The organism is Bacteroidota bacterium (assembly GCA_034723125.1).
Classification (GTDB): Bacteria; Bacteroidota; Bacteroidia; order CAILMK01; family JAAYUY01; genus JAYEOP01.
The window spans coordinates 1-2882 of the sequence record JAYEOP010000287.1 but is presented as its reverse complement, the minus strand read 5'-3'; the positions used below and the strand labels follow the sequence as shown (position 1 = coordinate 2882).

General features: G+C 29.7%; 3 protein-coding genes. All 3 read left to right on the top strand.

The features are described from left to right. A partial coding sequence (locus U9R42_07865; protein ID MEA3495935.1) for a hypothetical protein occupies positions 1–718 on the top strand: 718 nt, incomplete at its 5' end. Further along, a complete protein-coding gene (locus U9R42_07860) occupies positions 702–1250 on the top strand; it encodes a hypothetical protein (GenBank protein MEA3495934.1) in 549 nt (182 codons plus the stop codon). The genes U9R42_07865 and U9R42_07860, both read left to right, overlap by 17 nt. 365 nt (positions 1251–1615) lie before the next feature. Then, the gene (locus U9R42_07855; protein ID MEA3495933.1) at positions 1616–2758 is read left to right on the top strand and encodes a Fic family protein; all 1143 of its coding nucleotides are present in this window, start codon (positions 1616–1618) and stop codon (positions 2756–2758) included. Positions 2759–2882: the final 124 nt, after the last annotated feature.

Below are 2882 nucleotides of genomic sequence, written 5' to 3'. Positions count from 1 at the left end.
AAAATATTTATTACAATACAATAGCATCGAAAAAGTAGAAGAGCGATTACATCGTTTAGAATTCTACAAAGGAAATTCAGAAATACAAAAGGGTCTTGGCTTTTTAATCAAGTTTATCTATGAAGAAATTGCAGAACAACGTAAAGAAGCAATTAAAGCAATGGAAGAAGCTTGTAAGATTGGACTTCAAGAAGATGGGAGCCAAAGGTTTAAAGAATTCATTGATTTATATATGAATTCAAAGTATGCTCGTCCTGAATATTTACCTTCTGATACTGAAAAAGGTTTGAAAGAAGATTTTGAAATTGTAAAGAAATATATGGAATTAGTTAGACAAGACCGTGGCGGTGAGATTAATAATTTAAAACATTTACGTGGTGCATCAACAGTTCTTTTAGTCCAACGACCTGATAACTACGTTTTCATTCTTCTAAAAGCATTTACAATATTTATTATCGAAAAGGAGAATGAAGATTTTATTAAAGAAGCTCAATCAGATTTTTTTAATGGCTTTATCAAATTGAGCAAAACTGAAAATGAAGATATTTTGTCTGTTACTGAAAAAGTAAACTATTTCAAAGAAAAACTATCTGATTTTGATACAGAGTTAGATATAAATATAACCGAGATTGAAGATGTGTTGTATCATAAATTACACACAAATTGGATTGAAGCATTTAATACTAAATTTATAGGTGAGTATGAAAGAGCAAATTAATGAGCAATTAGCATTGCTCGAAAAAGAATTATCCAGACTTAAAAAAGTAACGGATTATATTGATGACACTAAGAAAACTGCTCAGGTTGTGATTTCTGAACTAAAAGAAGTACAGAATAATTATTCAACATATACTGAGAAAATTTTTGATTTGTATAAAACATCTGTTGAGCAATTAAAAAGAGAGACAGAATTACAAATTAAGGAAGGTGTTATTCATTTTGAAACAACTGGTTCTCAAATTGACCAAACTAATCGAGAGAAATTAGTTGAAACAAAAAGATTATTAGAGAATTACAGGAAGACGGTTGAAGCTACTGACAATCTTGTAAAAACACTTGAAGCAATTAATTTCCCGACAAGATTAGATACTATTGAACAAAAAGTTAGTAAAAACCTTGAAGAAATTACACAAAGATTTAATTTTCAAGAAAAACAAAACAAGATTATAAAAACACTTCTGTTTGTTATTTTAGGATTAATTGGAATTGGTGGTATAGGAGCAATATTAATATGGCTGAAAATAATATAGCCGACCCGAAAGCCATACACATTTGCAATTCACACGAGCCAACGCTTGACCAAAAATTGCAAAAGAGTATGTCTTGCCAACGCACAGGAAGAAATGAAAAGAGTAGCAAATTTGAAAGATAAAATGACAGGAGACAATGAATGCCAGTGCCTAATCGAGTAGGCGGCTGACTGAGTAATCTCCGCCAGTATTCCTTCGTTAAAACTACGGCTAACAAAGTGCAGTTCTCACAATTTATCCCGCCCCTTTTGGTCGGTACCACCAAGCCTTTCAACAATTAGAAATAATGAAAATACAACAACTTTTATTTTCAATATAGATACAAAACGAAAATATAAATTCCTATATTTGCAAAAAATTAAATTATGGATATTAAAAATTTTATTGCAGGAAAATATAGAAAACAGCTTGAATATTCATCATTTCATCCTGAAAAAGTATCAAAAGAATGGATAATTTCATCACCTCAAATAAATCAATTGCTATCAGAAGCAGATAGATTATTAGGAGAATTAAATGCCTTTTCTCAATTGATACCAGATGTTGACTTTTTTATCAAAATGCATATCTCAAAAGAAGCAACAACATCAAGTAGTATAGAAGGAACAAAAACAAATATGGAAGAAGCTCTTTTAAAGGAGAATGATATTGATCCCGAAAAAAGAGACGATTGGAACGAAGTTCAAAACTATATTAATGCAATTAATTATTCCATTTCGGAACTTGAAAGCTTGCCTCTATCAAATAGACTTTTAAGAAATACTCATAAAGTATTGTTAAAAGGAGTAAGAGGAAAACATAAATTGCTAGGAGAGTTTCGGAAAAGCCAAAATTGCTTGGGAGCAACTTTAAAAGATGCTGTTTATATTCCACCTCACCATACAGAAGTATCTGATTTGATGGGAGATTTAGAAGCCTTTTTAAATAATCGTGATATTTATGTTCCTCATTTAATAAGAATTGCAATAGCACACTATCAATTTGAAACAATACACCCTTTTCTTGATGGAAATGGTAGATTAGGTCGACTATTAATAACCCTATACCTTGTTAGTAATGAAGTTTTGAGAAAACCAGCACTATACTTATCTGATTTTTTTGAAAAACATAGAAGTTACTATTATGACAATTTAATGAATGTGAGATTAAAAAACGATTTAGAACAGTGGATTAAGTTTTTTCTTGTTGGGGTAGTTGAAACATCAAAGTCATCAATTCAAGTTTTTAAAGATATAATAGATCTAAAAGCAGATATTGAGAAAAATAGATTAGCAAAACTTGGTAGTAAAACAGAGAAAGGTATTTCTGTTCTGAAAATATTATTTGAGAATCCCATAATTACAGCAAGTAAGTTGGTTGAAGAACTTCAAATTGCACATTCAACAGCAAATAGATTATTAACAAACTTTGTTGAATTGAAAATAATTGAAGAATACACAGGCTTTAAAAGAAATAGAAAGTTTATTTTTAAAGAATATTTTGAAATTTTTAATGAAAAAGAACAATAACTAGTGCCTCTAAGAAAACTATCAAATTTTATGATTTCTAAGATTTTTGATGAGATTTTTATTTTTTGAGACGAGGCGATGCCTTAGCATCAGTGAGTTGAGAAAGATAAAAATATCGCAAAAA

Excerpts from the sequence above, each read along its gene's own strand:
- U9R42_07860 (MEA3495934.1), top strand. The coding sequence starts at position 702 with ATGAAAGAGCAAATTAATGAGCAATTAGCATTGCTCGAAAAAGAATTA.
- U9R42_07855 (MEA3495933.1), top strand. The coding sequence starts at position 1,616 with ATGGATATTAAAAATTTTATTGCAGGAAAATATAGAAAACAGCTTGAA.